Annotated in this window: 24 protein-coding genes; 14 read left to right on the top strand and 10 right to left on the bottom strand. The window is 62.2% G+C overall.

What is annotated here, in order from left to right; translation table 11 throughout:
* The first annotated feature begins 128 nt into the window (after positions 1 to 128).
* From SM765_RS14505 to SM765_RS14465, 9 genes are all read left to right on the top strand, one after another.
* Positions 129 to 1,502, top strand: a complete 1,374-nt coding sequence (locus SM765_RS14505) for a sigma-54-dependent transcriptional regulator (RefSeq protein WP_274835851.1) — start codon at positions 129 to 131, stop codon at positions 1,500 to 1,502.
* Between the two features lie 346 nt (positions 1,503 to 1,848).
* Entirely contained in the window at positions 1,849 to 3,579 is a 1,731-nt protein-coding gene (locus SM765_RS14500) for an OFA family MFS transporter (RefSeq protein ID WP_065270949.1), read from the top strand.
* 165 nt (positions 3,580 to 3,744) lie between these two features.
* The gene (locus SM765_RS14495) at positions 3,745 to 4,344 is read left to right on the top strand and encodes a DUF6134 family protein (protein WP_274835850.1); all 600 of its coding nucleotides are present in this window, start codon (positions 3,745 to 3,747) and stop codon (positions 4,342 to 4,344) included.
* Positions 4,345 to 4,355: 11 nt separating this feature from the next.
* Positions 4,356 to 5,033, top strand: a complete 678-nt coding sequence (locus tag SM765_RS14490) for a response regulator transcription factor (protein WP_274832381.1) — start codon at positions 4,356 to 4,358, stop codon at positions 5,031 to 5,033.
* Positions 5,030 to 6,394, top strand: coding sequence for a sensor histidine kinase (locus SM765_RS14485; protein WP_274835849.1), 1,365 nt, complete (start codon positions 5,030 to 5,032; stop codon positions 6,392 to 6,394). The genes SM765_RS14490 and SM765_RS14485 overlap by 4 nt, the downstream gene beginning before the upstream one ends.
* 111 nt (positions 6,395 to 6,505) lie before the next feature.
* On the top strand, positions 6,506 to 7,105 hold the full coding sequence (locus tag SM765_RS14480; RefSeq protein WP_274835848.1) for a thermostable hemolysin: 600 nt from the start codon (positions 6,506 to 6,508) through the stop codon (positions 7,103 to 7,105).
* On the top strand, positions 7,105 to 8,547 hold the full coding sequence (locus tag SM765_RS14475) for an AMP-binding protein (RefSeq protein ID WP_274838337.1): 1,443 nt from the start codon (positions 7,105 to 7,107) through the stop codon (positions 8,545 to 8,547). The genes SM765_RS14480 and SM765_RS14475 overlap by 1 nt, the downstream gene beginning before the upstream one ends.
* The gene (locus SM765_RS14470; protein ID WP_274838338.1) at positions 8,544 to 9,335 is read left to right on the top strand and encodes an SDR family NAD(P)-dependent oxidoreductase; all 792 of its coding nucleotides are present in this window, start codon (positions 8,544 to 8,546) and stop codon (positions 9,333 to 9,335) included. The genes SM765_RS14475 and SM765_RS14470 overlap by 4 nt, the downstream gene beginning before the upstream one ends.
* A 31-nt stretch (positions 9,336 to 9,366) precedes the next feature.
* Positions 9,367 to 10,224 carry a TauD/TfdA family dioxygenase gene (locus tag SM765_RS14465; RefSeq protein ID WP_274838339.1) on the top strand — a complete coding sequence of 286 codons (858 nt, stop codon included), beginning with the start codon at positions 9,367 to 9,369 and terminating at the stop codon, positions 10,222 to 10,224.
* 21 nt (positions 10,225 to 10,245) lie between these two features.
* Here SM765_RS14465 and arsB read toward each other — a convergent pair whose 3' ends face one another.
* From arsB to SM765_RS14425, 8 genes are all read right to left on the bottom strand, one after another.
* Positions 10,246 to 11,262: an ACR3 family arsenite efflux transporter gene (arsB, locus tag SM765_RS14460; protein WP_065270956.1), complete on the bottom strand. Its 1,017-nt coding sequence runs from the start codon at positions 11,260 to 11,262 to the stop codon at positions 10,246 to 10,248.
* Positions 11,259 to 12,524 carry an organoarsenical effux MFS transporter ArsJ gene (gene arsJ, locus SM765_RS14455; RefSeq protein WP_368981555.1) on the bottom strand — a complete coding sequence of 422 codons (1,266 nt, stop codon included), beginning with the start codon at positions 12,522 to 12,524 and terminating at the stop codon, positions 11,259 to 11,261. Before arsJ ends, arsB begins: the two co-directional genes overlap by 4 nt.
* Entirely contained in the window at positions 12,521 to 13,519 is a 999-nt protein-coding gene (locus tag SM765_RS14450; RefSeq protein WP_274838341.1) for an ArsJ-associated glyceraldehyde-3-phosphate dehydrogenase, read from the bottom strand. The genes arsJ and SM765_RS14450 overlap by 4 nt, the downstream gene beginning before the upstream one ends.
* Complete coding sequence (locus tag SM765_RS14445) at positions 13,516 to 14,361, bottom strand: arsenate reductase/protein-tyrosine-phosphatase family protein (protein WP_065270959.1); 846 nt, start codon at positions 14,359 to 14,361, stop codon at positions 13,516 to 13,518. Before SM765_RS14445 ends, SM765_RS14450 begins: the two co-directional genes overlap by 4 nt.
* A gap of 141 nt (positions 14,362 to 14,502) precedes the next feature.
* Positions 14,503 to 15,414 (bottom strand): MBL fold metallo-hydrolase, encoded by a 912-nt coding sequence (locus SM765_RS14440; RefSeq protein ID WP_274838342.1) that lies wholly within the window; start codon positions 15,412 to 15,414, stop codon positions 14,503 to 14,505.
* A 142-nt stretch (positions 15,415 to 15,556) separates the two neighbouring features.
* Positions 15,557 to 17,074, bottom strand: coding sequence for a tripartite tricarboxylate transporter permease (locus tag SM765_RS14435; protein ID WP_274835840.1), 1,518 nt, complete (start codon positions 17,072 to 17,074; stop codon positions 15,557 to 15,559).
* 1 nt (position 17,075) lies between these two features.
* On the bottom strand, positions 17,076 to 17,570 hold the full coding sequence (locus tag SM765_RS14430) for a tripartite tricarboxylate transporter TctB family protein (protein ID WP_065270962.1): 495 nt from the start codon (positions 17,568 to 17,570) through the stop codon (positions 17,076 to 17,078).
* Between the two features lie 95 nt (positions 17,571 to 17,665).
* Positions 17,666 to 18,646, bottom strand: coding sequence for a Bug family tripartite tricarboxylate transporter substrate binding protein (locus SM765_RS14425; protein WP_065270963.1), 981 nt, complete (start codon positions 18,644 to 18,646; stop codon positions 17,666 to 17,668).
* Between the two features lie 122 nt (positions 18,647 to 18,768).
* Here SM765_RS14425 and SM765_RS14420 point away from each other — a divergent pair, with 122 nt between their 5' ends.
* From SM765_RS14420 to SM765_RS14410, 3 genes are read left to right on the top strand one after another with little or no spacing between them, the layout of a single operon-like run.
* Positions 18,769 to 19,434 carry a response regulator transcription factor gene (locus tag SM765_RS14420; RefSeq protein ID WP_274832371.1) on the top strand — a complete coding sequence of 222 codons (666 nt, stop codon included), beginning with the start codon at positions 18,769 to 18,771 and terminating at the stop codon, positions 19,432 to 19,434.
* The gene (locus tag SM765_RS14415) at positions 19,431 to 20,846 is read left to right on the top strand and encodes a sensor histidine kinase (protein ID WP_274845529.1); all 1,416 of its coding nucleotides are present in this window, start codon (positions 19,431 to 19,433) and stop codon (positions 20,844 to 20,846) included. Before SM765_RS14420 ends, SM765_RS14415 begins: the two co-directional genes overlap by 4 nt.
* Positions 20,816 to 21,862 (top strand): ABC transporter substrate-binding protein, encoded by a 1,047-nt coding sequence (locus tag SM765_RS14410; protein ID WP_274838344.1) that lies wholly within the window; start codon positions 20,816 to 20,818, stop codon positions 21,860 to 21,862. The genes SM765_RS14415 and SM765_RS14410 overlap by 31 nt, the downstream gene beginning before the upstream one ends.
* A 15-nt stretch (positions 21,863 to 21,877) precedes the next feature.
* Here SM765_RS14410 and SM765_RS14405 read toward each other — a convergent pair whose 3' ends face one another.
* Together SM765_RS14405 and SM765_RS14400 are read right to left on the bottom strand one after the other, a co-directional pair.
* Positions 21,878 to 22,615 (bottom strand): aspartate/glutamate racemase family protein, encoded by a 738-nt coding sequence (locus SM765_RS14405; RefSeq protein WP_065270966.1) that lies wholly within the window; start codon positions 22,613 to 22,615, stop codon positions 21,878 to 21,880.
* Positions 22,616 to 22,763: 148 nt separating this feature from the next.
* Positions 22,764 to 23,669, bottom strand: coding sequence for a LysR family transcriptional regulator (locus SM765_RS14400; RefSeq protein WP_274838345.1), 906 nt, complete (start codon positions 23,667 to 23,669; stop codon positions 22,764 to 22,766).
* Positions 23,670 to 23,813: 144 nt separating this feature from the next.
* On the opposite strand from SM765_RS14400, the gene SM765_RS14395 reads away from it, so the two are divergent.
* Entirely contained in the window at positions 23,814 to 25,055 is a 1,242-nt protein-coding gene (locus tag SM765_RS14395) for an NAD(P)/FAD-dependent oxidoreductase (protein ID WP_274838346.1), read from the top strand.
* A gap of 55 nt (positions 25,056 to 25,110) precedes the next feature.
* The gene (locus tag SM765_RS14390; protein ID WP_274838347.1) at positions 25,111 to 26,091 is read left to right on the top strand and encodes a TRAP transporter substrate-binding protein; all 981 of its coding nucleotides are present in this window, start codon (positions 25,111 to 25,113) and stop codon (positions 26,089 to 26,091) included.
* Positions 26,092 to 26,127: the final 36 nt, after the last annotated feature.

Here is a 26,127-nt window from a genome sequence, read left to right as displayed (position 1 = left end):
CCACCGCTTTTTCACCGCCCCCTGCTCGCGAAGAGTTCATGACCCTGTAGGGTGGCTTTTCTTGACCGGGCTGAGTTTGGCGGGCATGCCCTATTGCACTCAGACAACAGAATACGGGTAGACCTGCGGTGGCACAGGCAACAGAAGCGCAGAACGGAAACGAGCTGACAGACCGGCTGGCGCAGGCCAGCATCCTGGTGGTGGATGACGAACCGGGCATGCGCAACTTCCTGGTCAAAACGCTCGCGCCCCACTGCCGAGAGGTCGCCGAGGCCGCGACGACCGAAGAAGCCGGAGAGCTGCTGGCCCAGCGGCATTTCGATGTGATGATCCTGGACAACATCATGCCCGGTCAAAAGGGCATCGACTGGCTGGCCCATCAGCGCAGCGCCGGCGGGTTTACCGATACCATCATGATCACCGCCTATGCGGATCTGGAAACCGCGATCGAGGCGATGCGCGCCGGGGCCGCGGATTTTGTTCTGAAGCCCTTCCGCTCGAACCAAATGCTGAATGCGGTACAACGCTGCATCCAGATGGCTCAGCTGCGGCGCGAGAACGCCCTTTTGCTGCACGAGCTGAACAGCGCCGACACCGGGCGCAGGTTGCGCAACCAACTGATCGGCAGCTCGGACGCGATAGCCGATGTGCGGCGGGTGCTGGATCAGGTCCGCGATGTCAGCACGCCGGTTCTGATCACCGGCGCCTCTGGCACCGGCAAGGAAGTCGCGGCGCGGCACCTGCACGCAGCCTCGGACCGGGCGGCGCATCCCTTCGTGCCGATCAACTGCGCTTCCATTCCGGCAGAGATGATAGAATTCGAACTCTTCGGCCATGCGCCCGGCGCTTTCCCCGGCGCGCAAGGTGGACGTGAGGGGCTGCTGCCCTCGGCACAGGGCGGAACCGTGTTCCTGGACGAGATCGCAGGTCTCAGCGCGTCGGCGCAGGCGGCATTGTTGCGGGTGCTGGAGGATGGCTTGGTCCGCCCTGTTGGCACCGAACGCAGCACCCAGCTGGATGTGCGCTTTGTCGTCTCGACCAGCAAATCGCTGAAGGACGAAGTCGCCGCCGGGCGTTTCCGCGAGGATCTGTTCTTTCGCCTCAATGTGATCGAAGCGGTGATGCCCCCGCTGAGCCAGCGCGGCACCGATGTGGTGGAACTGGCCGAGTTGTTCGTGCAGGAGATCGCCGAGCAGCTGACCCGCGCGCCCTTGCAGATCGATCCCCGTACCCGCAGTGCCCTGCTGCGCCACAAGTGGCCGGGCAATATCCGGGAGCTGCGCAACTTCATCGAGCGCTCTTTGATCTTTGGCAGCTTTCCCCTGGAAACGCTGGCCCACCCGGCGGACGGCAGCGGCCAGATCGAACCGCTGGATCAGATCGAGCGGCGCGAGATCCTGCGCGCGCTGGAGGCTGTCGATGGCAACCGATCGGAAGCCGCCCGCAGGCTGGGCGTGTCGCGAAAGACCATCGACCGCAAATGCGCCTCCTGGGGACTATAAGCCGGGAATCGTCCATCCCCTCGCGCTCTGGCGCCCTCTGCCGACACCGCTGCTGGCACCTGATCACGCATATTTTTACCGAATTGAACAACCGGACAAACTGGCGCAAATTTTACCCCCTGGCTGGGAAACAATTTCCAAAATGTCCAAATTGCCCCAGGTCGCGACTATAGCACCCCGACAAAACGTCAACGTAAGTTATTGTTTTTTATATTCAAAACATTGACGCACCCCTTCACAACAGCCGAAGACTACCACGTCGCATGCGCTCGCATGCCCAGCTTCGGCAGCCGACCTCGGGGAGGAGAGAGACGCCAGCCGGTCAATAATTTGGAGGATAATCCATATGAGTTCCGCACCCAATCGGGGGCCGCTTTCCTTTCTGCTGAAGGAAAACATCGTCGCAGGCCCCGGCTTCAACCGCTGGCTGGTACCCCCGGCCTCGATCGCCATCCACTTGTGCATCGGCTCGGTCTACGCCTGGTCCGTATTCAACCCCGCTCTGACGCGCCAGCTGGGCGTTGTCAGCCCCGCTGCTGACGACTGGAGCCTGACCTCGGTGGTCTGGATCTTCTCGGTCGCCATCGTGTTCCTCGGCCTGGCTGCTGCCTTTGCCGGCAAATGGCTGGAAAAAGTTGGCCCGCGCATGGTCGGCACCGTTGCTGCCTTCTGCTGGGGCGGCGGTTTCCTCATCGGCTCGGCAGGGATCGCCAGCCATCAACTGTGGCTCGTTTACCTTGGCTATGGCGCCCTCGGCGGCTGCGGTCTGGGTCTTGGCTATGTCTCGCCGGTTTCGACCCTTCTGCGCTGGTTCCCGGACCGTCGCGGCATGGCAACCGGCATGGCCATTATGGGCTTTGGCGGCGGCGCGATGATCGCAGCCCCGGTCAAAGGCTGGCTGCTGTCCATCTATGCCAAGGCACCTGAATACCTTGGCACGCGCGAAGCCATCGACACCGTGATCGAAGGCGGCCGAGTATTTGCCCAGACCGCAAACGGCATGGTTGAGGTCGTCATCGCATCGGCGTCCCAGGCGGCAGCCCTGCCCGGCGGCGGCGAGGCTGGCGTCTATGTGGTTGGCACCGGCGACACCGGCGCATCCTCCACCTTCCTGACCCTTGGCATCGTCTATTTCATTGTGATGATCATCGCCTCCTTCAGCTATCGCGTTCCGGCAGAGGGCTGGAAACCTGAAGGTTGGGAGCCGAAACCGGCCGCTTCAGGTCTGATCACCAAGAACCACGTCCATATCGACCAGGCGCTGAAAACACCGCAGTTCTGGCAGCTGTGGGTGATGCTGTGCTTCAACGTGACGGCTGGCATCGGTGTGATCGGCGTCGCCAAGACGATGATGTCGGAAATCTACGGCACCACCATGCCGCTGATCGTGACCGCGGCTTTTGCCTCGACCTATGTTCTGATGATTTCGGTCTTCAACATGGTCGGCCGCTTCTTCTGGGCCTCGACCTCTGACTTCATCGGGCGCAAGAACACCTATCACGCCTTCTTCATCCTTGGCACGATCCTGTACCTGTCGATCCCCTATTTCGCGACCGCAGGCGCAGCAAACCCGTCGATGTTCTACCTGATCGGCTTCTACGTCGCGACGATGATCATCTTCTCGATGTATGGCGGCGGCTTTGCCACCATCCCGGCCTATCTGGCGGATATGTTCGGCACCATGCACGTGGGCGGCATTCACGGCCGGTTGCTGACCGCATGGTCCACCGCCGGTGTGCTTGGTCCGCTTGCGATCACGTCCTTGCGTCAGATGTCGGTGAACAATGCGATTACGGATCTTGCCGCCAAGGTAGATGCGCAGGCCTTTGAAACAGCCTTTGGCGCGCCGGTGTCGCAGCTGGACGCTCTGGTGTCCGCGAAGACGGTGACAATCGCCAAGCTGATGGAGATCGCGCCGCAGGGCATCGTCGATCCGACGCCGAGCCTTTACAATACGACCATGTATTGCATGGCGGGTCTGCTGGTAGTGGCCTTCTTTGCCAACCTCCTGATCCGGCCGGTGGGTTCGCACCACCACCACCCGGAAACCGGCGCAGCACCTTCGCCCGCCGAGTAACTCCGACACAATCCCAGAACCTGAAGGGGGCCTGCAAGCGCAGGCTCCCTTTTTTTCATTTATCGCCACGCACGGCCCGTGCGCCGGTCACGCCCGTAAGGTTCGCGTAAGCGGCACCACCCATATCGGACGCCAACCCTGTACAAATATCGCAAGGAGCGTGTCATGCAGATCCTCAGGAAACTCGCCGTTCTGGTTACAGCCATCGGGCTGGCAACGCCGGTATTGGCCTCTTCCCCACCCAGCAAGGGCGCATTGCGCTTTGACGTCATTCGCAAGGGCAAGGACATCGGAGAGCTCAGCTACAGCTTCTCAGGCTCTGCCGCCAAATACTCCGTTCAGGTCGTCACCGATATCGCCGTCAAGATCCCGCTGATCCGCGTCAATGCCTATGCCTTCAAGCAGAACAGCGTCGAGACATGGGCAAATGGCAAGATGACCTCGATCCGCTCGGCAACCGATGATGACGGCGACGCGCATCAGATCAGCGAAAAGGGGCGTGGCCTGCTGCCCGCAAGCCTGTGGAACGATGATATTCTGAAACGCCGCCAGTTGCTCAACACCATCGACGGTACCGTCATGTCGGTGCGGGTGATCGATCTAGGTGTTCAAAATGTCCCCACCCGCAGCGGCCAGCTGCGCGCCCATCACTATCGTATCTCAGGCGATCTCGAACGCGATGTCTGGTATGACCAGAACGGAGACCTTGCACATGTTTCCTTCAAGGCCGATGATGGGTCAACCGTGACCTACCTGCGCAAATAGGATCGCAGCCCATGCGGCTTCTCTATGTGGAAGACAACGAAAGGTTGGCGCAAAACACCTGTGCCAGCCTTGAAAGCAATGATTTCGTCGTCGACTGGGTGGCGACTGGCGCGGATGCGGTGCATTCCGCGCGCAGTTATTCCTATGACGCAATCATCCTCGACCTGGGCCTGCCGGACATGGACGGGCTGTCGGTGCTCGATGGGATCAAACAGGCCAATGCCGACACGCCGGTGATCATCTGCACCGCCCGTGATGCACTGGACGAACGGGTGAAGGGCCTCAACGCCGGATCTGACGATTATCTGGTCAAACCCTTTGACAGCAGCGAGTTGATCGCCCGCATCCGCGCCGTTCTGCGCCGCCCGGGCGGTGCGCTGGGGCTGAAGCTGAGCCTTGGCAACATCCGCTTTGACACCAACGATCGTTCCGTTGAGATTGCTGGCCAGCCCGCCCGGTTTTCCCGTCGCGAGCTGGATTTGCTGGAGGTCTTCATGCGCCGCAAGGGGCGCATCCTGTCCAAGGACAGCATTGAGAACGCGCTCTACGGATTTGATGCGCCGCCAACGCCGAACGCCATCGAAGTCGCGATTCACCGGCTGCGCAAGAAACTGCAGGATCTGGGCGCCGCAAGCACCGTCCACACGCTGCGGGGCATCGGCTACCTGATGGAAGACGACGGTCAATGAAGGCCCTCACCCAGTCTGCCCATGCCCCCCTTGGCGGACCGGGCTCACTGCAGCGCAAGCTGACGGTCAATATCGTCCTAGCGCTGCTGCTTGCCATCGCAATGTCCGTCACGATCCTGATCTCCGAGTTTTTCGAACATCTGGAAGAAAACCTCGAAGAGACCCTGCTGCGCGAAGCAAACGAAGTTCTGGTTCAGGCCGACCCGGAGGCGGAGAATTATGGCCTGCCGGTGCAATCGCTCCGGTTTCGCGGCGCCGAGGGTGCCTATCGCTATACGGTGTTTGGCCCGGAAATGGAGCTGCTCGCGGGCGGTGAGACCTCTCCGCAGATCAAGGCGCAGATTGCACCGCTGTCGCTTGGCACCGCAGCCGAGATTGACCTGCCGGGAGAGCGGCGCGGCATGGCGCTGTGCGGCATCAATGCAGGGCTGAAGATCTGCGTCCTTGCCTCGGCCTATGCCCCCATCGCCGATACCAGCATCCTTGATGCCATGTGGCACGAGGTAGAGGAGCAGATCATCTGGATCGTTCTTGGCGCGGTGCTGGTACTGTCATCGGCGCTGCTGGCGGCGCGGCTCTCCCTGCGGCCGCTGGATCGCGTCATGCAGCAGGCTGGCAGTATCGGCCCCGACGCCCCGGACCAGCGCCTTTCGCCCGAAGGGTTGCCGTCCGAGATCGTGCCCCTCGTCGCTGCCGTTAACAGCGCCTTTGCCCGGCTGGAAAAAGGCTACCGGTCGCAGCGCGAGTTTTCCTCGAATGTGGCGCATGAGGTCCGCACGCCTTTGGCGGTGCTGCACTCCAGCGTCGATACCATCGGTGACGCCGAGGTCCGCCAACGCCTCAAACAGGATCTGAAACAGCTAGAGCAGATCTTTGAACAGCTGATCGATCTGGCCCGCGCCGATGCGCTGGAACCTTCGACCTTTCAGGAGATTGCTCTGGACGATCTGGCGGTGCAGATCTCCTGCGCTCAGGCCCCGAACGCCATCCGCGCGGGCAAAAGCCTGGCCGTCACCGGCGCCAAGGGCGTCCGGATCCGCGGCAATGAGGGCCTTCTGGCCATCGCGCTGGACAATCTCGTGCGCAATGCGCTGATCTATTCGCCCGCCGGAACCGAGGTTGAAATCTGCGTCATGGCAAATCCACCCGGCATCGCGGTTCTGGATCGCGGCCCCGGGGTGCCGGAAACGGAACGTGAGGCGCTGTTCGAACGCTTCAACCGCGGCTCCGAGCCGGGCCGGGGCAAGGGCTCGGGAATTGGCCTGGCCATTGTAAAGGCCGTGGCCGAAGCCCATGGCGCCCGGGTCGACATTGCCGACCGGGATGGCGGTGGCAGTCGGTTCAGCATCGAATTTTCATAAAACATCACAGATACTTGACCTGCTCCGCCCATGGTTCTGCGAACCTGTAAGCGGGTTGTAAGCCTGGCGGGCGATTTCCCTAGACAACAGGAAATCCAAGCGAGGCGCTCCATGCGAATTGAGTTTTTGACGCCGACCTCTCCCGGCCGTGCAGCCGCTGAGGCCCATATCCGTGACGTTTACGACACCACCTATGCGGCGCAGGTCAAAGGCTTTGCCCCGGTTCTGGCAGCAGCCTCCAACGCAGAAGGCAAGATTCTCTGCGCGGCCGGGATCCGCACGGCACAGGACGGGTTTTTCTCGGACTGCTACCTGAATGGCGATTTCTGCGAGGTCCTGAAGGAGCGCACCGGGCGCGACATCCGCGCGGACCAGATCATGGAGGTCACATCGCTGGCCTCGGTGTCCCCCTTTCCGGTGCTGCCCCTCCTGGACCGCATGATCGATTGGGGACGGCAGCAGGGCGTGGTCTGCGGGGTCTTCACTGCCACCCTGCCCCTGCGCCGTCTGCTGACCCGCACCGGGCTGGGCTATATTCCCCTTTGCGCCGCTGCGGCGGACCGCGTGGCGGATCCGAACAGTTGGGGCAGCTATTACGACACCGATCCCTGGGTCTGCGCCTTCATCGAGACCGAGACGGATCTGGCATTGCTGACGCCCGGCACCGCTGCGCCTGCATCGCTGCCGGGCCTTCAGGGAGGCGCTGCATAATGGACATGGTATTCGAGGCCCTGTGGTGTCACGCGGCAGAGCGCCCCCAAACGGTTGCCTTTTCCGGCGATGGCGACAGCCTGACCTGGGCCGATCTTGCCGCCGAAGTCACCGCGCTTGCGGCGCGGCTGGACGGTGCGCCGCGTACCGTTGGCATCGCCCTTCCGGGCGGCTGCGCCTATGTAGTGGCCGATCTGGCGCTAACCCTCACCGGCCGTCGGCAGGTGCCGCTGCCGTTTTTCTTTGCGCCCGAGCAGATTGCCCATGTGATCAAGGACGCCGGGATCGGCGCGCTGATCACCGCACCCGAAACCGCCGGGCAAAGCGCTTTGCCGGAGATCCCCCTGTCGCTCGGCCATAGCGGTGCTGGAGCGCGGCATAACCAGACCTCGACAGCGGCGCAGGCAGAGCGGATCATCTACACCTCCGGCTCGTCCGGGCGCCCGAAGGGCGTTGTCATCGGAAGCAGCCAGTTACAGGCCTCGCTGAATGCCCTGCTGCCCGTGGTGGCCCCGACGCACACCGACCGCCACCTGTCGATCCTCCCCTTGGCGCAGCTTCTGGAACAAATCTGCGGCATATTCCTGCCCATTCTGGCGGGCGCGGAAACCCGGTTTGACTTCAACGCCACCCGCACTCTGTTCGGCGCCGAAATCGGACCATTGACCGCCGCCTTTGCCCGCGAAAGGCCCACCACCAGCCTGCTGGCGCCCGCGCTTCTGGGGCGCTGGGTTCAAGACCTCAGCAGCAAGGACGGCCGGGCTCCCAACTCGCTACGCTTCGTGGCCGTCGGCGGCGCTGCCAGTTCGCCCGCGCTGCTGCACGCCGCCGAGGCTGTCGGCATCCCGGCGCACGAAGGCTACGGTCTGTCGGAATGCTGCGCCGTGGTGGCGATGAACCGCCCCGGACACAATGCCATCGGCACCGTCGGAGAGATTCTGGAAGGGCTCGACGTTCAGATCATCGGCGGCGAGATCACCGTCGCAGGCCCCACCGTGATGACCGGGTACCTCAATGGCGATCCTCCCCCCGCCCGCTGGCACACCGGCGATCTGGGCCGCATCGAAAACGGGCGCCTGATCGTGGACGGGCGCAAGGACGCGCTAATCGTCACCGGCGCCGGGCGCAACATCTCACCCGAGTGGGTCGAGCAAAGGATCAACGCCGATCCCCGCGTCGTCAGTTCGGCCCTTGGCCTGCACGAGGATGGATCTCTGGTTCTGGTGGTCGCTGCCGCGGCCCCGGTCAGCGGCGCAGAGATCACCGCCGCACTGGAAGGGATCCCGGCCTATGCACAGCCTGCGGCGGTAATCATGACCTCTCCGACAGAGCCGGGCCTGCTCTTTGCGGCAGGCACCCCGAACCGCGCCGTCGCCGCCCGGATTATCAACGACCGCCCGGCGCAGCCTCTTTCCCAGACAGCCGAAAGCCTTGCCTCATGACCCAGAAAAAGACCGTTCTCATCACCGGCGCAGGATCCGGCATCGGCCGGGCCCTGACGATGGAGGCCGCACGCCTTGGCCATGTGCCGCTGATCACCGGACGCAGTCGGCACAAGCTGGAAGAGACCGCCACGCTCGCAGGATTGCCTGAGAGCGCTATCCTGCCCGCAGACGTGACCCTTGCTGAGGATCGCACAAGGCTGGTGGTGCAGGTCGGTGGGCGGCTTGATATCCTGATCAACAATGCCGGCTGCCTGACCGTCGGACGGCTGACGGATCTTGGCGACGCTCAGCTACAGGCGATGACCGACACCAACCTGATGGCCCCGATCGCGCTGACCCGGGACCTGTTGCCCGCGCTGCGCGCAGGTCAGGGACGCGTGGCAAACATCGGCTCTGTCTTCGGCGATATCGCCTACCCCTATTTCGCGGCCTACTCGGCGACGAAGTTCGGCCTGCGGGGCTTTTCTGACGCGCTGCGGCGCGAATTGTCTGGCAGCGGCGTTGGCGTCACCTACATCGCCCCGCGCGCCGCCCGCACCGCCGCCGAAAGCGAATTCGGCGCCCTGATCGAACCGCTGGAGATGACGCTCGACAGCGCGGAACGGGTGGCTGCAGAAGCTTGGGTGGCAATCCGCAAAGGCAAACGCGAAAGCTTTCCTCGCGGCAAAGAGCGGTTCTTTGTCAAAGTCCAGCGGCTGTTCCCGCAGCTGGTCGACCGCTCTGTCGGGGCTCAGGCCCGCGCCGAGAAAACCATCGTCGCCCTGGACAGCCTGCGCCGCGCCTAGACCCTCCTGTTTTCAAGTAGAAAGACCAAACATGACCTATACTGTGATCCGCGCCGCGCGCACCGGCAGCCAGATCGACGCCCCCGCCATTGCCGCCGTCCGCGACCATCTGAGCCGCGACGGCTGGGCGCTGCTGCGGGGCTTTGACGTCGACATGGCCGCCTTCAGCGCCCTGACAGCCGAGCTGTGCAGCACCATCACCTTTGACCCCGCACGGGAATTTTCCGAGCGCAACACCCAGATGGTGGATGCCGGGCTTGGCCCGATCGGGTTGCATATCGAAAACGGCAACACCCCAGTCTGCCCCGATATCGTTGCCTTCTACTCCGCCAAGGCCGCCTTTGAAGGCTCGCAGACCACGATCTGCGACGGGCGCGATGTGCTGGCCAGCATGTCGGAGGCGCAGCGCGCGCGCTGGAGCCAGCCGATGACCGTCTCGCGCAAGCTGCCGGAACTTTTATGGAAACGCTACCTGGCCAATGAACACCCCGCAATCTCGGAGCCTGAAGAGGTGACCGAAGAGCATATCCTGCAATTTAAGGCAGCGATCCCGAACCAGGATTTTGACATGCACGAGGATGGCTCGCTCACCTATCATATCACGCTGAACCCGGTGCGGCCCTCGGCCCTGTCCGGCGCTGTGGGCTTTGCCAATGCGGTTCTGGGTCCGTCGCACAATTACGAGCCGCCCGTCTATCGGCTGGCAGATGGCAGCCTGGTCAGCGCCGAAGAGATCGAGGAGCTGCGCGAACTGGCCGAAGACAGCACCACCGAGATCAACTGGCAGGACGGCGATATCGCTGTGCTCGACAATACCCGCATCATGCACGGGCGCCGGGCAATCAAGGATCAGGATCGCCAGCTGTTCATCGGCATGGGCCGGGTCTGACTCCAAGCGCCGCCTGCGCCTTCACCCGTTGCCGGGAAACCGGCTGCGGGTCCGGTTGGCAAAGGCCACCAGCGACAGCATCACCGGCACCTCCACCAGCACACCGACCACGGTGGCCAGCGCGGCGCCGGAATTCAGCCCGAACAGCGAGATCGCAACCGCGACGGCCAGCTCAAAGAAATTCGAGGTCCCGATCAGCGCGCAAGGCGCGGCGATCCGATGCGGCACCTTCAGCGCGAAGGCCGCGCCATAGGCTAGCGCGAAGATCCCGTAGGACTGGATCAGAATGGGCACCGCGATCAGCGCGATAACCTCGGGCCGGTCCAGGATCACCTGCCCCTGCAGGCCGAACAGGATCGTCACCGTCGCGATCAACCCGATCACCGACCAGGGTTTAACGTGGGCCTGAAAGCCCTCAATCCGCGCCGCGCTGCCCAGCCTTTTCCGGGTCCAGATCCCGGCCAATAGCGGCAGCAGCACAAAGAGGACCACCGACAGAACCAGCGTTTCCCAGGGCACTTCGATATCTGTGACGCCCAGCAGGAAGGCGACGATGGGCGCAAAGGCAAAGACCATCACCACATCATTCAGCGACACCTGCAGCAGGGTGTAATTCTCATCCCCCCGCGTCAGCTGCGACCAGACAAAGACCATAGCCGTGCAGGGCGCCGCGCCCAGAAGAATCAGACCGGCAATGTACTGTTGCGCATCCTCGGGCGATACCAGATCGGCAAAGATGCCTTCGAAGAACAACAGCCCCAACAGCGCCATGGTGAAGGGTTTGATCAACCAGTTGACCACCAGCGTGATGCCCAGACCCCGCGGCTGTTTGAAAGCATCCTTCACCGCGGCGGGATCGACGCCGACCATCATCGGATAGACCATCGCCCAGATCAGCACTGCAACCACCAGATTGACCCGCGCCAGTTCCGCCGCCGCGATCATCTGCACCAGCGCCGGTGCGATATTGCCGATGACGATACCCGCCACCATGGCCAGCGCGACCCAGACGCTCAGATATCTTTCAAAGATGCTCATGGCATGACCTCCGCGCCTTCAACGTGCAGCTTGCCCGCGGCAAGCGCCGACAGCGCCACCATAAGTGCCGCCGTCCCCAGAACAAGCGCGAGCCCGCCAACCTGATAGGTCAGCCCGGACAAGAGCGTACCAGTCAGGCGGCCGCCCGCATTTGCCATGTAATAAAAACCCACATCCATCGTGACCCGCTCGGCCTTGGTGAAGGCCAGGATCAGGTAGGAATGCAGCGAAGAGTTCACCGCGAACAGCGCGCCAAAGGCCAGAAGGCCAAGGACAAGAACCGCCGTCAGCCAGGGCTGCGGCGTCGGCGACATCCAGACCGCAAGGGTCAGCGCCGCAGGCACGGTAAAAAGCGCCAGCGCCCAGCCGCGCGCGGCGCGGATCAAGGCGCTCTCGGGCCGTTTGGCTGCGCCCAGCAGCCACGGTGCAGCGGCTTGCACCGCACCATAGAGGATGATCCACACCGCCATGAATGTGCCGATCATGAAGAAGGCCGCGCGGTTACCCGCCTCGGATCCATCCGACAGCACCGCGTAAAAATAGATCGGGATGCCCACCACGAACCAGACATCGCGCGCGCCGAACAGGAACACCCGCGCCGCCGACAGCCAGTTCACATTGGCGGATTTCGAGAACACCTCGGAAAACTTCGCGCCCTTGCGCCCGGTCGGCAGTCCGGGTGGCATCAGCATTACGATGCCGGCAAAGACCAGCGCCAGAACCATGGCCATGGCAATGATCGACCAGCTAAACCCAAGCATCGCCAGCAGCGCCGCACCGAGCAGGAAGCCCAGCCCCTTCACCGCGTTCTTCGATCCGGTCAGCACCGCCACCCAACGGAACAATCCGCCGTTTGCCGAGGGCGCCAAGAGCTTCACCGCCGATTTCGACGACATCTTGGCCAGATCCTTGGCCACGCCCGAAATCCCCTGCACACACATCACGAAGACGACCGAGGCACCAATGGCCCGGTCCGGATCAAGCTGCGTCAGCGCGCCCAGCGCCGCGATCTGCAACGCCAACCCGGCATAAAGCGTCGCCGCCAGCCCGAAGCGCGCCGCGATCCAGCCCGCCGATAGGTTCGTCACCATCCCGGCGATCTCATATAGGACAAAGAGATAGGCCAGCTGCACCGGAGAGAACCCCAGCGTGTGGAAATGCAAGAGGACCAGCATCCGCAGCGCCCCATCGGTGAGCATGAAGGCCCAATAGGCCGCCGTCACCGCGATATAGGCCGACAGACCCTCGGGGCGCTGGCTCACAGCGAGGCTCCGACCATCAGGGCCACATCGACAAGCCGCCAAGCGTAGCCCATTTCATTGTCATACCAGGCATAAACTTTCACCTGGGTGCCATTGATCACCATGGTCGAGGGCGCATCCACGATCGAAGAGCGCTGATCATTGGTGTAATCGGTCGAGACCAGCGGGCGGGTCTCATAGCCAAGGATGCCCTCCAGCTCCCCTTCCGCGGCAGCTTTGAACAGGGCGTTGACCTCTTCGGCGGTGGTTTCGCGCTCCACCTCGAAAACGCAGTCGGTGAGCGAGGCATTCAGCAGCGGCACCCGCACCGCATGGCCATTCAGGCGCCCGGTAAGCTCCGGATAGATCAGCGTGATTGCCGTGGCGCTGCCGGTGGTTGTCGGGATCAGCGAATTCAGCGCCGAGCGCGCCCGGCGTAGGTCTTTGGCTGGGCGGTCGACGATAGTCTGGGTATTGGTGACATCGTGGATGGTGGTGATGGAGCCGTGCCGGATACCCAGATTTTCGTGGATCACCTTGACCACAGGCGCCAGGCAATTGGTGGTGCAACTGGCAGCCGTCACGATGCTGTGGCGCGCCGGATCATAGGTGCCCTCATTGACGCCATAGACGATATTGGCCGTATCGCCATCCTTGACCGGGGCGGAGACCACGACCTTTTTCACGCCCGCGTCGAAATAGGGGGCAAGCTTGGCCTCTGTCTTGAACACACCGGTGCAGTCGATGACCACATCCACGCCGTCGAGCGGCAGTTTGGACAGATCGGAGGTGCCGATGAAGGGAAGACGCATGTCATTGATCGTCACGCTGTCTGCATCATGGGAAAACTCTGCATCCCAGCGTCCATGCACCGTGTCGAACTCCAAAAGATGTGCGTGCATTTCCGGATCACCCACCGCGTCGTTAATCCAGGCGATTTGCGCGCCCTGCTCCAGCAGCGGTTTCAGGGCAAGTTTTCCGATCCGGCCAAGGCCGTTCACAGCATATGTGGTCATTGGGTGTCTTCCTGTGCTTGGCTGGCGATATCATCCACCGCGTGTTGCAGGGCGATGCGGTCCAGTGTTTCGATGGGCAGCGCCGTAAAGGCCTCGATCCGGCGTTTCAGCGCGCCATAGGCCTGATGAAAGGCGAGGCTTTTTTCGGCATCGGTGCCCTCGGCCTTGACCGGGTCCGGCATGCCCCAGTGGCCACTGATCGGCTGACCGTCCCAGGCAGGGCATTCCTCATTGGCGGCCTGATTGCAGACGGTAAAAACGAAATCCATCTGCGGCGCATCCGGTCCCGTGAACTCGGCCGTATTCTTGGCCCGCAGATGCGCGGTGTCATGCCCCTTGGATTGCAGCACCTCCACCGCAAAGGGGTTCAGGTCTGACTGGGGCCGGGTTCCGGCGGAGTAGACGTTGAAGCGATCCGAAGCGCGATCGCGCAGGATGCTTTCGGCAAAGATCGAGCGGGCGGAATTTCCGGTGCAAATGAATAACACGTTGTATTTGCGCGCGGTCATGGCGGTGTGTCCTGTTTGGGGGGAAGTGGCGGCGGGCAGGCAAAGGTCCGGACGCCCGCGGCAACAATCGAGCATCAGATAGTCAAAGGTCTGTTGCACCGCTGACATATCGACGGTGTAGAGCAGCGAGGTCCCGGCCCGTTCCTGCGTCACCAACCCCGCCTGCATCAGCGCAGACAGATAGGTGGAAAGGGTGCTGGCCTTCAGATCCAGCGCCCCGGCGATTTCACCTGCGGGCATCCGGTCCGGATAGCGCCGCATCAGCAGCCGGAAAATGGCCAGTCGCTGTGGATGGCCTAGCGTGGTCAGGCGGGAGGGAATCTCTTTTTCCATATTTCATGAATATAGGAAATAAAGGGCGCATGACAGTGAATATTTTGTAACGGCCTGATGACACAGGCCTGACAACACAGGCCGAAACAAAAACCGCCCCCGGGATGGAGGCGGCTACAGGTTACAGAAGGGCCAGCGGGGTTATTCCCACTCCATCTCCTCATAGACCGTCTGCGCATTGCGCCCGGCCAGACTGTCGAATTGCTCAAGCCCGGCAAAAGCAGACTGATCAACCCCGGGCGCGTCCATGATATCACCGCCCTCTTCGATCAGGGCACCGATTTGGGAGCGCAGGTTCACAAGGTATTCGAAGGTGTCAGCGCGGGCCTGTTCCAGCGTGGTGGCATGGCCATGGCCGGGAACCACATGGGTCGGCTCATAGGCCGCCATCGCCTCAAAGGTCTCGATCCAGCTTTTGGCATTTGACTGCGGCCCGACGCCAAGGATCCGCTCCACATAAACAATATCCCCGGTGAACATCACATCCCGGTCCTTGAGCCAGACAAAACTGTCGCCCGGCGTATGGGCCTGCCCGTGATGGGTGATCTGGAAGGTCAGACCACCGACCGTGAGATCATGACCCGTTTCAAAGGTCACATCGGCATAGCGCGGCTCGGTGCCTGCCAGTTCATCCCCCAAAAGCTGCGAGAGCATCGTCATCTGCATAGACTGGCGGTCCTTGTGATCGGCCACCGCGGCCTCGGATGCGATCACGGTTGCGCCCTGCGCCTGCCAGTAACCATTGCCCAGCCAGCGGTGATCCTGCCCGCCGGTGTCGATCACATAGGTCACCGGCTGATCGGTGATCTGATCTATGGTGGCGTCAATCATCTCGGCGCCTTTCCACGAACCGCCGGGATCCATCAGCACCACCCCCTCGGAGGTGACCACCACGCCGAAGGTGGCATTGTTGCCAAGGTTTTCAGTGTTGCGTTGGCTTTTCGGGCCGACCAGCGCCCAGATATCATCGGTAACCTTCTGCACCTCCAGCACATCCGCGAAGGCGGCCAGCGGCAGGACTGACAGAACAAGGGTCAAGGTAAGTGATTTCATGTGCAGCCCTCCCGGCATCTGCGCGCGTTCCCGTAAGACCCTGCCAGAGTGAACGAGCGTCAGACAGAGGACCATCCGACGCAGACAAAAAGACTGGCCCGGCATGTCCGCCCGGGCCAGTTCATAATTTCAGGGCTAATACTCAGTCGCCGTCGGACACCCCTGCCTGCCGCAGCCGTGCCCGGCGCGCGCGATAGCTCGGCAACAGCACCAGAAGCCCCGCCAGCACCAGAAGCGCCAGCGTCATCGGCCGGTCCAGCAGGAAGCCCAGCCCGTCATAAAGCTGCATCGCCCGGGCAAAGTTGTCCTCCAGCATTGAGCCAAGGATGAAGCCGATCAACAAAGGGGCAAGTGGGTAATCCGCGAACCTCAGTATGGTCGCGCAGACGCCAAGCCCAACGAGGATCAGCAACTCGGTTGCGTTGTTCTGCCCGATGTAGGCCCCCATCAAGGTGAAGAACAGGATGAAGGGGATCAGGTAGTTGCGCGGCACTGCCAGCACCTTGGCGATATAGGGGATCAGCGGCAGGTTCAGCACCAGCAGCACCAGATTACCCACATACATGGAGATGATCACTGCCCAGAAGATCTGCGGCTCGTCGATCATCAGGCGCGGCCCCGGCGAGACATTGAGCGCGATGAGCGCACCCAAGAGGATCGCCGTGGTGCCCGATCCGGGAATGCCCAGCGTCAGCAGCGGCACGAAGGATCCGGTGCAGGCCGCGTTATTGGCGCTTTCCGGTGCGGCCAGCCCCTTGACCGAGCCCTTGCCGAACTGCTCCTGCTCCTCCTTGGGCGCAATATTGCGCTCCACCGCATAGCCCAGGAAGGACGCAATCGTGGCCCCAGCCCCAGGCAATACCCCGATCAAAAACCCTTGGATCGATTGGCGACCGATCACCGGGGCAATCGCGCGCGCCTCGTCCCGCGTGATGCGCAGCTCCTTGATCTCGCTGCTGCCGCCCTCCGTCTTGGACCGGCTGGGATCCAGCACCAGATACAGCGCCTCCGGCAGGGCGAACATCGCCATGGCAAGCGTGATAAAACCAAAGCCGGACTGCAGATCCATGATCCCCATGGTGAAACGCGGCATGTTGAACAACGCGCCCTCGCCCACGGTGGCCATGATCAGCCCCAACAACGTCATCAGCAGCGCCTTCACCACCTGCCCGGTTCCGGCAAAGGCCGCGATGGCCGACAGCCCCACCACCATCAGCGCAAAATACTCTGCGGAATGGAACAGCAGCGCCACGGTTGCCAGCGCGGGCGCAAAGATCATCAACAGCACCGCGCCGATGCTGCCCCCGCAGAAGGACGAGATCGCCGCCACCGTCAGCGCCTTGCCGGCCTTGCCCTGCCGCGCCAACGGATAGCCGTCAAACGAAGTCGCCACGGTCGAAGCAACCCCCGGCGCATTGATCAGGATCGACGAGGTCGAGCCGCCAAAGATCGCGCCATAATAGACCCCGGCCAGAAGGATCAGCGCCGCAGAAGGGTCGCCGATGGTGATCGCCACCGGGATCATGATCGAGATGATGCTCATGGGACCAAGCCCCGGCAGCATGCCGATGAATGTGCCGATCAGACAGCCGCCGATCACCATCATCAGGTTCGTCAGGGAAAAGGCGCTGGAAAGGCCAATCATGATACCTTCGAACATATCAGCCTCCCACGCCAAAGAAGATCGGCCAGGGGCTGAGGAAGATCCCCAGAACCTCTTGCACCAGATACCAGACGCCGCCCGCCGCAAGCGCCGCGATGGGCAGCAGGACGTGCAGCTTGCGCTCACCCAGGATCACCGCGCCAAGGGTCAGGAAGCCCACCGTGGAGATCAGGAACCCGGCGGGCCGCAGCAAGAGCGCATAGGCCACCATCAGAGCCAGAAGCGCCAGCGCCTGCCCCAGTTTATAATCGCCAAGCCGTCGGTGATCGATGTCGCCAACCTTGGGGCCGCTGTCGCCCTTTTGCGGGCTCAACACAATGATCAGGGCGCAGATGGCCGCCAGCACCGACAGGACCTTGGGAAAGGTGCTGGGCCAGATGGCATTGAATTTCATGAAGGGGGGAAGGCCTGCGTCCATGGTGAAATAGGCCGCATAGCCATAGGTGAGGCTGATCAGCAGGATGACCAGCGCGATCCATCGGTCAAGCGCCATGCTCTTCTCCGGGGAAATCTTGGATAAAGGAAGGCGTCACCTCCCGGGCAGATCTTTCGATGCCCCGGAGGCGACGCCGGTTGGGCGACACGGGATCAGAGGAACCCGAGTTCCTGCATCAGCGATTTGATGACCTCTTCCTGACCTTCGAGGAACTTTTCAAAGTCTTCGCCGCTGTTGTGGATGTTGACCCAGCCATTGCGAGCCCGCACCTCTTCCCATTCGGGCGTGTCGTACATCTTCGCGATGGCTGCTTGATAGGCTGCTTTGCGCTCTTCCGGCAGGCCGGGGGCGCCGAAGAAACCGCGCCAGTTGACAAAGCTCGCGTCGATGCCCTGCTCCTTCATGGTCATGGCATCGGCATAGGCCGGTACGCGGTCATCTGCGGTAACACCGATGATCTTCACCTCGCCCGCGTTGGCCAGATCGATGGCCTCGGAGAACCCGGTGGAAAGCGCCTTGATCTCGCCCGACAGCAGCGCCGCCATGGCCATACCGCCCGCGTCATAGGGGATGTATTTGACCTCAGTCGGGTTCTCGCCCGCTGCCTTCATCACCATGGCCGCGACCAGATGATCCATTCCGCCCGGAACCGAGCCGCCGCCGATGGCAGTGCCGCGCGGGTCTGCCTTGTAGGCGGCGATCAGATCGGCCATGGAATTGATCGGGCTGTCCTTGCCCACCACGATGGCTGCGTAGTCGCCGATGGTGCCTGCAACCATGGTCAAGTCGCGGAAGTTATGCGGGAAGACCCCGGTCAGCGAACGGATCACGATGGGGGTAGAGTTCACCATCAAGGTGCCGTGGTTGCTGTCGGCGTTCTCGATCAGGTAGCCGATGGCCTTGCCGCCGCCACCACCCGACATGTTCTCGAACGATGCCGTGCCCACAAGACCTGCCTTGGTCAGCGCCTCGCCGGTGCCGCGCGCGGTGCCGTCCCAGCCACCGCCGGCGCCGCCGGGAATCAGGAAATGGATGCTGTCGACGGCCATGTCTTCGGCCATCGCGGGTGCGCCAAGGGCAAGGGTCGCGGTCGCCGCAGCCATCAGGGCCCGTCGGGTCAGGGTAAATGTCATGTGTTGTCCTCCCATTTGACAAGTGGCGGCCAAGCCGCTCATGACTGAATGAAGAACACGCAAAGCTGACACGGACCTGTCACAGACCTGTCAGCATGCGCCGGATCAAGGACAGGGATGGGATGCGATTTCTGCTGGTTGAGGACAACATGAGCCTGGCAGCTGCGGTCTGTGACCGGTTGCGGATGGATGGCCATGTTGTCGACCATGCGCCAGGCGCCCGGGACGCCGAGGCATTTTCCGCAACCACGGATTACGATCTGATTTTGTTGGATATTATGTTGCCGGACGGGGATGGCCGCAGCTTCCTGAAAGCCCATCGCGCCCGCGAGGGAAAGACCCCGGTGATCGTGCTGACGGCGCGATCAGAAGTGTCGGACCGGGTCGGCGTGCTGGACCTTGGCGCTGACGATTACATCACCAAACCCTTTGATTTTTCCGAGTTGGAAGCCCGCTGCCGTGCGGTTCTGCGGCGTCAGGGCGGCAACAGTTCCAACCAGCAGCGATTCGCGAATCTGGTCTTTGATCCGCTGGCCGGCACGCTTGTGGTGGCCGGAACCCCGGTGCCGCTGCGCAACAAGGAACTGCGGCTGCTAGAAATCTTCCTGAGCGCCCCGGACCGCATTTATTCCAAGGCAAAACTGGTGGACCGGTTGTTTTCCTACGACGAGGAAGTGTCGGAGAACGCCATCGAGGTCTATGTGGGTCGGCTGCGCAAGCGCCTTGCCGGATCCGGCGCAGCCATCGTAACCGTGCGCGGGCTGGGCTACCGGATGTCGCTGGCATGACCCCGCCGCAGCCCCCCGCACCCCACCCCCCTCCCCTGCGCACCAGCGGATCGCTGCGGCGCCGGTTGATCCTTCAGGTAGTGATGAGCGCGGCGTGTCTGGCCACGATCCTGTTTTTCACCGTTCTTGTCTTTACGCGCGACGTGTCTCAGCGCACCCATGACAGCATCCTGCTCGCCTCGGCGACATCGATCATGGATTCGGTACGGGTACAATCCGGCGCCGTCACCCTCGATATTCCCTATGCGGCGCTTTCGATGCTGGGCAATGTCAGCGACGACAGGGTGTTCTACAGTGTGCGTCAGGATGGCCTGCTGCTGACCGGATACGAAGACCTGCCGCAGACCGCCCAGCGCCCTGCCCCGGGAGATCCCGCCTTTGATACCGAAAGCTACCGCGGCAGCAGCCTGCGCATGGTGGCGCTGGTCCGGCGCCTGTCCCTGAACAACGGACCGGTCGATGTGGTCATCACCGTGGCTCAGACCCGCGAAGGACAGGCGGCCGAGCTGGGGCGGCTGACCCGCTGGGCCATGTTGATGGGCGGCGGTTTTTTCCTGATTTCCGCCCTGCTTGGTGTCTGGGCCGCACAATCCAGCATCCAGCCGCTGCACGCGCTCAGTGCCGTTGTCTCGCGCCGCGGCCCAAAGGATCTGCGCCCGGTCCGCCATGCGGTGCCCAGCGAAATGTTGCCACTGGTGCAATCACTGAACCGGTTCATTGAACGCCTGAGGGTCTCCCTCGCGCGATCCGAAGACTTCATCGCCGAGGCCGCACACCGGGTCCGCACGCCGCTGGCCACGGTCCGGGCACAGGCCGAAATCACCCTACGCCGAGTGGACAAGGCAGAAAACCGGGCCTCCTTGCGTGAGATGATCCGCGCCATCGACGAAAGCTCCCGCGCGGCGGGGCAGCTTTTGGATCATGCCATGGTGACCTTCCGCACCGACAGTCTGGAACGCAAGGAGGTGGCCCTTGATACGCTGACCCATGACCTGGTCGATCGGCTGCGGCCCGTGGCGGATCTGAAGGATATCGACCTGCAGTTTGCCTGCGACGGGGTTGCGCCGCTCCGGGGCGATGCCATTCTGATCCAGAACGCCGTGCGCAATATTCTGGATAACGCCATCAAATACGCCCCTTCGGAAACCAATGTTGAGGTCACGGTGCGGCAGGGACCGCTGGACGCCATCGTCTCGGTCCAAGATCAGGCAGGTGGATTTCCCGAAGACACAGACACAGCCGCCCTGACCGAACGGTTTGTGCGCGGCAGCAATGCCGCTGGGACAATCGGCTCCGGCCTCGGGCTGACCATTGCCCGCGAAGTTGCCGAAGCCCATGGTGGTAAGCTGATCATCGCCCCTTCAGATACAGGAGCCGGAGCATGCGTTTCCTTGTCTTTTCCCTTGCGCTGATGGTGTCGGCCCTGGGGCTGGCCTTGCCCGCATCCAGTTTTGAAGTAGAGGAATTCCGCCGTTTTGGCCCCGAGGGCGCCCCGGCGCTGCGGGTATTGTCCACCACGGACATGGATGTTCTGGCGCCGCTGGTCGAGAGTTTTCTTGCGGACAGGCCGGGCACCGCCATCGAATACACCACCGTCAGCAGCGCTGTTTTGATGGAGGTGGTGACCACGGGTTCGGGCCCGCAGGCGCGGTTTGATATCGCCGTCTCTTCTGCCATGGACCTGCAGACCAAACTGGCCAACGATGGCTACACCCGGCACCACAGGTCTGCCGCGACCGACGTCATGCCGGACTGGGCGAACTGGCGTGATCATGTCTTTGCCTTTTCGCAGGAGCCTGCGTCCCTGCTTTTGTCGCGCGCCGCCTTTAACGGGCTGGAGCTGCCCCGGACCCGACAGGATCTGATCCGCCTTCTACGACAGCACCCCGATCGCTTCCGGGACCGTATCGGCACCTATGACATCGCCACCAGCGGCCTTGGTTATCTGTTTGCCACCCAGGATGCGCGGACCTCGGATTCTTACTGGCGACTGATGGAGATCTTTGGCGGGCTAGAGGTGCGGCTGTACTGCTGTTCGGGGCAGATGATCCGCGATGTCGCGCGCGGAGATCTCGCCATCGCCTATAATGTGCTGGGCAGCTACGCGCTGGCGCGCACGGACCTGACAGACAGTATCGTGATCATCGATCCGCAGGATTACACCAACATGATGCTGCGCACTGCCGTAATCTTGGAAAATGCACAGCAGCCGGATCTGGCCGAAGCCTTTGTCGATCATTTGTTGCAGGCAGCCTGGGGTCCTGATCCCGATCCCGGCTACCCGTTTCACCGCTACCCGGTCGAAGCCAGCGATCACAGCGCGCCCCTGCGGCCGATCCAGCTGGGGCCGGGGCTGCTGGTGTTCCTGGATCGACTGAAGCGGGCGCGGTTCCTGAACGAATGGCACAGCGCCGTCAGTCAGAAATAGCCTGCGCGCGCCGCGTCACATCCAGCGCGGATCGTCCACCTCTAGCGGGAAATGCCGCGGCAGCAACCCGGCCTGGAACCAGTTGATGAAGCTGTAGATGGAATAAACCGGTACCCCGGTGACCTTGCGCAGGTCCCGTGCATACGGAACCATATTGGTGCATTCCAGCACGATGGCGCCAACATCCGGATAGCTTTGCATCATGCCAAGACCCGCATCGATCATGTCGAGACGGCAGGCCGCGAAGTCGATTGTCGGCTTGTCCCCCAGAAAATCGCGGGTCATGCAGCGCCCGCCATCGGTTCCCACCACCGGCGTGTCCGGCGGCGCCCCCGCGGCGGCCAGATGCTCCGGGCCCAGCGCCTCTTCGGAGATCGTCAAAACGCCACAGCGTTTCCCGGCGGGCAGCAGGCTTTGCACCATCGGCACCTGCATCAATGAGGATGTAGCCACCGGTACGCCAAGCGCCGATTTCACCTCCTCCTGTATCAGCGACAGGAAACCGCAAGTGGTGGTGATACCATCGCAGCCCGAACGGATCAGGTCATGCCCCGCCTCGATAAAGCGCTCGGCCAGGTCAGATGGGTCATTGCGCACCACCCGGTCGGGACTGGCGCCTTCGACAACACGATACTGCACCGGAAAATCCCAGGTCAGCGCATTTCCGACATCGCCATGCACCCGTGGAAACTGCGTTTCCAGCATCAGGATCCCAACAGTCGCTCCGTAAACCGTCTTTCCACCGCGCTCCATATCCGTGCCCTCCCGCTTTGCGTTCTCAAACAGTCATAAATCGTAAAATTATCATAAATTCACGCGATAGCAGGCCCTCAAGTCAACAGATAAGCGTCGTTGAGATAACCCGTTGTGGCCTCTTCGATGCAGGTATGCCCGCGAGGGGTCAATCTGACACGGCCAGGGTATAGGACACCAGCGCGGTTTTCAGCCGGTCCAGAAATTCCTGACCGATCGCCGAAAGCGGTCGTGCGCTTGAGGTGATGACGGCCATTTCCATCAGGATTGCGGGCTTAAACCGGCGCGAGACAAAGCCGCCGTCCCGGTCGAAATCCAGCACGAAGGGATCAATGATGGCAACGCCCATGCCTTCTTTGACGAAACTCAACAGGTTCTTGAACAGATGCGCATGGACCCGCGCCCGCAGCGGCACCCCCGCCTGCAGAAACGCTTCACGTGTGCGGCGGTGGGTCATGTGATCCGGCCCCATCACGATAAACGGTTCGCCCTCCAGCAATTCGGGCGTGATTACCTCGTGCCGGGCCAGCGGGCTGGCCTCCGGCATGGCTATGCGACATTCCACGGTGACCGGATGCACATCCAGCGCATCATACAGAAGCGGCATTTCGCAGATGCCGATCTCGAACAGGCCCGACAGCACCCATTCCTGTATCTTGGACGAATATTGCGACTGGAAGGAAATCGACAAATCCGGCCGGTCACGGGCAAATTCGGCGATCAGCCGCGGCATGAAACCAAAGGACATCGAATGCTGCGAGGCAACCTGCAGTTGGCCGACCTGCTTGTTCTGCAAATCGATCACCGCCTGGGTCACATGATCAAAGCCCCGCACCACGGTATCGATTTCCCGGAATAGCAGCGTTGCCTCGGGCGTGGCGGTCAGCCGCCCCTTGACCCGTTCGAACAGTTTGATCCCGGTCTGCCGCTCCAGTTGGCTCAGCAGATTGGAAATGCCCGGCTGCGAAATCCCAAGGGTCGCCGCCGCACCAGTGACGGTTCCGGTTTCCATCACTGCATGAAAAGCCTGCATCTGTCGGAATCTGAGGTTCATATCACAATCATATCATTTTTCCTGATACCCCTGCCAGATAATAGTATTTGAAATGATATAATTCCCTATGCATGGTTGGCCAAAACCAGCAGAGACGATGACAGAAATCATGACCACCTACAGTTTCGCAGAACGGTCCCCCGCATGAGCGCGCCGCAGACCATCGTGATCGGCGCGGGCATTGTCGGCGCCGCCACCGCCATCTGGCTGCGCCGCGCGGGCCATGAGGTAACGCTTATCGACAAGGGCGAGCCGGGCATGGGCGCGTCCTATGGCAACGGCTGCATTCTGGCCAGCTCCGCCATCGTTCCAGTCACCACGCCCGGGCTGCTGCCTAAGGGGCCGAAATACCTGATGGACCCCAATTTCCCGCTGTTCATGCGCTGGTCCTATGCACCGAAACTGGTGCCCTGGCTTGTGAAATACCTGTCGCATGCCAACGATGGTGACACCCGCCGCATCGCCAAGGGGCTGACCCATGTTATCGGCGACAGCGTCGAACAGCATCAGGCCCTGACCCGCGGCACCCCCGCGGCCAAATGGGTGCAGGAAAGCGACTATTGCTTTGCCTATGAAGACCGCGCGGCCTTTGACGCGGATAAATACGTCTGGGACCTGCGCCGCGAGGCCGGGTTCGTGCCCGAGCTGATCGAAGGCGCCGAAGTGCAGGAGCGGGAGCCGATCCTGGCGCCCGAGATGAAGCTGCTCGCGGTGATGAAGAACCACGGCTACATCCTCAACCCCGGCAACTACGTGCGCGATCTGGTCAACCTGCTGCAGGAGATGGGCGGACGTTTCGTGCAGGCCGAGGTGAAGGATTTCGATCTGTCCGGCGGGCGCATCAGCGCGGTGGACACTGACAAGGGCCGTTTTGAATGCCGCGAAGCGGTCCTGGCCACCGGTGTCTGGTCCAAGCCGCTGATGCAGAAACTGGGCCTCAACGTGCCGCTTGAGGCGGAGCGCGGCTATCACATCGTCTTTAAGGGCCCCAGCCAGACGCCCAACAACCCGATGATGCTGGCCTCGGGGAAATTCGTTGCGACCGCGATGGATCAGGGGCTACGCTGCGCCGGCATCGTCGAATTCGGCGGCCTCAGCGAAGAAAAATCCAAGGCACCGCTGGCGCTCCTGCGCCGCAAGGTCAAGCAGTGCTTTCCGCAGATGGTCGCGGAGAGCGAGGAAGAATGGCTCGGCTATCGCCCGGCGCCCTCGGACAGCCTGCCGCTGATCGGAGAGGTCGGCAGCACCGGCGTCTATGCCGCCTTTGGCCATCACCACGTCGGCCTGACAGGCGGCGCCAAGACCGGCCGTATGGTGGCTGACATGATCGCAGGCCAGCCCAGCAATATCGACCTGCGCCCCTATGAACCGGACCGGTTCGCCTGAGGCGCCAAAACCATAAGAACCAGAAAAAAAGACCAACCAAAACAGGGAGATCACAATGATCGCTAATTTCACAAAGACCGTTGCCTATTCCGTCTCTGCCCTGGCCCTGTCGGCTGCGGCAGCCACGGCGGAAAAATGGGACATGCCCATGGCCTATGCCGCGACCAACTTCCATTCGGAAATGGGCGTCGTTTTTGCCGACAAGGTCCGCGACTATACTGGCGGCGAGATCGACATCACCGTGCATCCGGGCGGCTCGCTGTTCAAAGGCGGCGAGATCAAGCGCGCCGTGCAGACCGGGCAGGCCCCCATCGGCGAACGCTTCATGTCCGCCCATGCCAACGAGGCGCCGCTTCTGGGCTGGGACAACCTGCCCTTTGTCGCCACCACATACGCGGACAACGAAAAGCTGTGGGCCGCCGCCAAGGACAAGGTGAACGCCCAGCTGTCCGATCTCAACCTGGTGGCGCTTTACACCTGCCCTTGGCCCGGTCAGGGCTTCTACTTCAACAAGGAAGTCGGCTCTTCGGCCGATACTCAGGGCGTGAAGTTCCGCTCCTATAACACCGCCACCGCCACCTTTGCCGAAGAACTGGGCATGATCCCGGTGCAGATCGAAGCGGCAGAGCTGTCGCAGGCGCTGGCCACCGGCGTTGCCGAGGCCTTCATCTCCTCCGGCTCCACCGGCTATGACCGCAAGGTCTGGGAGCATCTGAGCCATTATTACAAGGTCAATGCCTGGCTGCCGCGCAACTATGTCATCGTCAACAAGCAAGCCTGGGAAGGCCTTAGCGATGATATGCAGGCCGCCGTTCAGAAGGCCGCCGATGAGACCGGTGCCGCCTGCGCCGCCAAGTCCGAGGAACTGGCAAACTGGTATTTCGACCAGCTGAGCGCCAATGGCATGACAGTCACCGACGCTAGCCCCGAGTTCCTGGGCGAGCTAAAGGCAATCGGCGCCAAGATGACCGAAGAATGGCTGGCCTCGGTCGGCGATGACGGCAAGGCTATTCTCGACGCCTATAACGGCAACTGATCCGTCCAACCGGGCGCAACGGCTCCGCCCTGCCTG

Source organism: Pseudophaeobacter sp. 1A09344, assembly GCF_041008745.1.
GTDB lineage: Bacteria > Pseudomonadota > Alphaproteobacteria > Rhodobacterales > Rhodobacteraceae > Phycobacter > Phycobacter gallaeciensis_A.
Note: the sequence above shows the minus strand (reverse complement) of the source record. Positions and strands in the feature narration are given on the sequence as shown.